The 5,148-nt window shown below is 58.6% G+C and carries 7 pseudogenes; 2 read left to right on the top strand and 5 right to left on the bottom strand.

The features are described from left to right. Positions 1 to 683, top strand: a pseudogene (locus tag ILFOPFJJ_RS08790) (hypothetical protein); the annotation flags it as partial. Here ILFOPFJJ_RS08790 and ILFOPFJJ_RS08785 read toward each other — a convergent pair. The 4 pseudogenes from ILFOPFJJ_RS08785 to ILFOPFJJ_RS08770 form a co-directional block, all read right to left on the bottom strand. After that, positions 670 to 2,079, bottom strand: a pseudogene (locus ILFOPFJJ_RS08785) (ISNCY family transposase). The pseudogenes ILFOPFJJ_RS08790 and ILFOPFJJ_RS08785 overlap by 14 nt on opposite strands. A gap of 102 nt (positions 2,080 to 2,181) precedes the next feature. Then, positions 2,182 to 2,667: pseudogene (locus ILFOPFJJ_RS08780) on the bottom strand (IS30 family transposase); the annotation flags it as partial. 262 nt (positions 2,668 to 2,929) lie between these two features. Continuing rightward, a pseudogene (locus tag ILFOPFJJ_RS08775) lies at positions 2,930 to 3,954 on the bottom strand (IS110 family RNA-guided transposase). Between the two features lie 79 nt (positions 3,955 to 4,033). Continuing rightward, positions 4,034 to 4,282 (bottom strand): annotated as a pseudogene (locus tag ILFOPFJJ_RS08770) (IS30 family transposase); the annotation flags it as partial. 1 nt (position 4,283) lies between these two features. On the opposite strand from ILFOPFJJ_RS08770, the pseudogene ILFOPFJJ_RS08765 reads away from it, so the two are divergent. After that, a pseudogene (locus ILFOPFJJ_RS08765) lies at positions 4,284 to 4,584 on the top strand (hypothetical protein); the annotation flags it as partial. 99 nt (positions 4,585 to 4,683) lie between these two features. Here the strand turns inward: ILFOPFJJ_RS08765 and ILFOPFJJ_RS36775 are convergent. After that, a pseudogene (locus ILFOPFJJ_RS36775) lies at positions 4,684 to 5,148 on the bottom strand (IS30 family transposase); the annotation flags it as partial.

Below are 5,148 nucleotides of genomic sequence, written 5' to 3'. Positions count from 1 at the left end.
GTTCGCTGAATGTTCTTTCAGTTGGCCGTTTTCGCAGCAACGTACGCACCGGGCCGGATTAACAGCGACGGGCGCCATGAACCGCAAGTTCGTGCACTGGGCCGCCGTTCATTTCGATTGGCCCGGTACACATCCGAAGACCTGTACAGGATGAATAAGGTCCTCAATGAAGCCGACATGCCGCCGCTCTGGGTGGTGCGGGATATGGTCCGACATCTAAAGCTTCTTCGCCGGAAAAAAGACGTCCTGCTGCCCACAAAACGTGGCCAGGACTTTTTGGCGAGACCGCAGGCCTTCTTCGATCTGATCGCGACGGATTATCTCTATGCTTATATCCACCACGGGCAGACGCAGGAGGCTGTCCGCAATCGGATGCGTTGGTGGCACGTCTTTCTCAATCTTATCAATATGAAAGCAGAAACGGGCTGTTCGTTGGACGAACTGGCGAACGAGCTATACCCGAGCGAATCGTACCCGGAGCCAGCAGAAATGACTGTCGAAACCTGGCAGAAAGGTCGGCGCTCCGCTACGATATCATTCGCCCGCTGTGCTGGCTGGGATTGCTGCACGAAGAGCGCGAGGGACTGACCATTTGGCAGGGCGGAACCTACCACAAGACACCCTTGTGGCCTGCCTGTTTGAAGCTCGACTCAGACATGCAGTCCGAGTTTATTCTCCATTGAACTGTACCGGGTAGGGTTGCCCTTGCTCCACCGCACTTCGCTGGGAAAGCGCCTGCCGCCGCCGAGTAATGACCCCTGGATCGTTCATGAAATCCGTCCGCTTGCCCGGCTTGCGACCGCGCGGCGTGTAGCCAATCTTCTCGCTGTTGGTCTTCACCTTCGGCGCCGGCCGCTCGTCCTGGCGCTCCTTGATGCAGGCCAGGACATCGGAAAGCCGCTTGTTCTCGGTGATCGCCGCATGCGTCACCCGCTGGTCCTTGTCGAACACTCGGTAGGGCAAGGAATGCCCCTTCCAGCGCACATCCAGCCGGCCATCGGCAAGGGCGTAAGTTTCGACATAGCGACCGACCAGTCCGCGCGTCACCTCGTTCTCCTCGAGCATGATCCGCTTACGCTCGTAAGAGAACGTCAGTTGCGCACCGACATAATGCTGCTCACGTTTGCACAGGACGTCGCGCAGCCGATCCGGGGCAAGGTTCATTGGCCGGTGCAGATCATCAGGTCGGGCAGGGGTAATGGCAAACTGCCGGTTATAGCGCTCCATGAACCGAGGCAGGAAAGCGTTGCCGTCGTCCATGCCGCAGATGCCCTCCAGGCGCAGATCCTTGATCAACCGGTCCTGTAGCGTCCGGTTCATCCGCTCGACCCGACCCTTGGCCTGGCTCGAGTTTGCACAAAGGATCTCGATGTTTAGCTCTGAAAGCGCCCGGCCGAACTGCGTCATGCCCTGGCCGCCCTTGGCGTCTTTCTTCGCCACCCGGAACACCGAATGCGTGTTGGAATAAAAGGCGACCGGAGCGCCGTGATCCTGCGGATAGAGCTCCAGCGCCTCGAAATAGCTGAACGCACTTTCCGACCGCACGAAGCGCAACTGCATCAGCTTGCCGCTCGCATCATCGATGAACACCAGCAATGAACAGGGATCACCGCGATCTTCGAACCAGCGATGCTCGGATCCATCGATCTTCACCAGCTCGCCAAAAGCCTCGCGCCGCAACCGCGGCTGATGAAACGTCCGCCGCTGCTTGCGCGACAGCCACAGGCCGGCCTCAGACACCCATTGGCGCAAGGTCTCGCGCGACACCGTCAGACCATCACGCTCGGCAAGCTTCTCGGCCGCCAGCGTCGGACCGAAATCCGCATAGCGCTCGCGCACGATCGCCATGGCGTAATTGCGCACGCCGTCTCAAATCCGATTGTTCGACGGTCGGCCGATTGCCTTGTGCCGGATCGATGCCGCACCATCCGTCCGGATCCGCTCCAGGAGCCGGCGAACCTGGCGCGTGCTCAAGCCCAGGACATGCGCCGCCGAAACAATCGTCGTCCGGCCGTCGACGACCTTCGACAGTACCTCAATCCGCTGCAGATCACGCTCGCTCATCGCAATCAATCCCATCCGCAATCTCCCACGTCATCAAAACGCGGGGAGAGTGACATTCCAACTTTGCAGGATCAGGACACTTCAACCTTGCGGTGTGATTTCATGCCGAACTGCGACTTAAGCGTGTAATGCTAGCCGACACGCCGCATTTGCGAGCAGTTTCTTGCGGAAGACTTCCGCCGGCGTTCGGTAGCCCAGGCACTTCCGCGGTGTCGAGTTGAGCCGATCGCAGATGTCCTTCAACTCGCCGTCGCTGATCGACAGGGGCTCCACCTCTCTCGAAAGCCATTTGCGAACCCGGCCATTGGTGTTCTCGACCGTGCCTTTCTGCCAGGGTGACTGCGGGTCGCAGAACCATGGCTGCGTTCCGATGCCAGCCTGAAGATAGGGCCATTCGCTGAACTCAGTGCCACGGTCGAAGGTGATCGAGCGTCGCGCAGCGTGGGGCAGGGGCTGGAGCACCTCAATCAGCCCGTCCATGATCGGTTTCGATTGCCGGTCGTTGTTGCGCAGGAAGACCGCAAAGCGGCTGACCCGCTCGACCAGTGACGTCACGTTGGCCTTGCCGAACTTCTTGCGAAACTGAATGAGATCGCACTCCCATGTGTGGATACCCCGGGCCATGCAAGGGCTTTTTCGGATAGTTTGAACGTGAGATCGGGTGCGGTCATGTGTCAGGCCTCTATTGAAGCGGCCTTCAATTTGCCGCGGGGCCGGTATGGCGATGCGAAGGTCGGGTCCATATCAATGTCGCGGGCGCGAAGCCCTCTGGGAGTGCCTGGTTTTCCTGACCTCGATCTTGTCGATCCGTTGTCCTTACTTTCCGAAGTCCTCCTCACATCATCGGTAATGCTTAGTTTCGGCGTTACGCCGAAACAGGCACATCCCGATATTCCTCATCTCTTGTCATCATCGCCCAGATCGCGCGCGCCGTTTTGTTCGCAAGCGCGATCGCAACCAACAGGCGCGGTTTGCGTTCCAGCATCTGTTTGAGCCAGGATCCACTCGGCGCCCCGTTTTTCAACGCCCAGCGGATGCGCGTCATGGCTCCAATGATCAGAAGCCGTCTGATGTCGCGCTGTCCCATTTTCGATGTGCGTCCTAGTTTCTGACGGCCGCCGGTCGACTTTTGTAACGGCACGAGCCCCAGCCACGCTGCGAAGTCGCGCCCGCGTTGGAAGCTGTTCATGTCCGGGCCGAAAGCTTTGATTGCCATTGCGCTGACAGGGCCGATTCCCGGCGCATCTGCAGACGGATCGCTTCGGGATCACGCTTGGCCTCTTCTTTCATCTGCCGCTCAACGGCAGCAATCTTCTCGTTACAACCTCGAAGCTGGTCAAGGTGAAGACGTGCGAGTTCAACGACCAGTAAAGGCAGGGCCGTATCGGGGTCTTCCAACTCACGCTCCAGTTTCCGTACAAAAGTGAGACCGGCCGGGATCGCGATCCCATATTCCATGAGGTGGCCGCGCAATGCATTGACGATTTGGTTGCGCTGGCGGACCAGGAGATCGCGGGTCTTGAAGACCATGGCCCGCGATTGCTGCTCTGCGGTTTTCACCTGCACGAAGCGCATGGTCGGTCGGACCGCAGCCTCGCTGATTGCCTCAGCATCGGCCGCGTCGTTCTTATGCCTTTTGACAAACGGCTTCACGTAGATCGGCGGGATAAGTCGACCCTCGTGGCCCATAGCACCGATCTCTCGCCCCCAATAATGTGATGAAGCACAGGCCTCCATCGCCACGATCGTTGGCGGATGGCTCGCAAGAAAGGTGCGCAGCTGACCTCGCGTTAGCTTCTTCCGGAACAGCGGTCTGCCGGTAGCGTCTGCACCATGCAGTTGGAACACGGATTTAGCCAAGTCTATCCCGATTACAGCGGCGCTCTCCATGAATACCTCCAATATAAACGGTGAACCTAGGCAGCATGATATATCGCGCTGCCGCCGAGGAGGGGTGTCCACACCATCAATGCCCGAACTGCTTGCGTTCGGCGACAGTGTCAGGACGGTGAAGAATGTTGAGTTCGGGGCTGAAGCGGCGACCGTGACGCCGTCGGGCATGCCGCGGCCTGCGCCTCGCACGACGCTCCGGCAGGTGCCGCCACAGTTTGATGGCCTGGCCGTCTGCGGAATAGGCGAACTTGTAGATCGTCTCGTAACTGACGCAGATCGGATGGCGCTCCAGCCGCATGCGACCGGCGATCTGCTGTGGCGACCAGCGCATGTTCCTCAATCTTCTCAATATCAAGGCCAGAGAAGGTTGCACGCCAATGGACGTTGTGAAGGTCCTCTATCCAGACCTGGCGCCTCTGTCGGACACCGAAATGACGATAGAAGCCTGGGCATTGAAATCCGATCTTCAGTATGGCGTCTTCCAACGCTTATGCTGGCTCGGCTTGCTCTATGAGGCACGAGAGGGGCTCACTCTTCTGAAGAACGGCTCCTTCCACAAGACGCCACTTTGGGCAGCTTGCCTGCAGTTAGAGTCGGATATGCAAAAGCGACATCGGCGTGCATTGACGATCTTTTTCCGCCGCTGGCTGCCTCAATAACGCGTTCTCTCGCCGCGCAATCACCGCAGAATCATTCATGAAATCCGTCCTCCGCCCCGGCTTGCCGTCATTTGTTCACTTCACGCCTGAACACTTCAGCTGGGGTGCGGAAACCAAGGCATTTTCTCGGCGTATTGTTCAACTGATCGATCAGTGATCGTATCGATTCATCAGGAACTGACAGGACAGCAATATCCCTCGGCAGGTAACGCCGAATCCGCCGATTCATGCTCTCAACGGAGCCTTTTTGCCAGGGCGCAGACGGATCGCAGAACCATGCATCGGTTCCCATTCCTTGCTTCAGTCGCCGCCAGGAGACGAATTCAAACCCGCGATCAACGTCAAACTTTGGCGAGCATGCCTGGGCAGGGGGCTGAGCACGTTGATGAGCCGCTCCATGATCGGCTTGGACTGCCGGTCGTTGTTCTTGAACAGCATGGTGAACCGGCTCGTCCGCTCGACAACCGTTGCCACATTGGCTCTGTCGGCTCGAAGCTGGGATTTTGGCCAAGTTGAAGAACGTTGTGGGAAC

Source organism: Sinorhizobium psoraleae (assembly GCF_013283645.1).
GTDB lineage: Bacteria > Pseudomonadota > Alphaproteobacteria > Rhizobiales > Rhizobiaceae > Sinorhizobium > Sinorhizobium psoraleae.
This window is presented reverse-complemented; position numbering and strand designations above follow the sequence as displayed.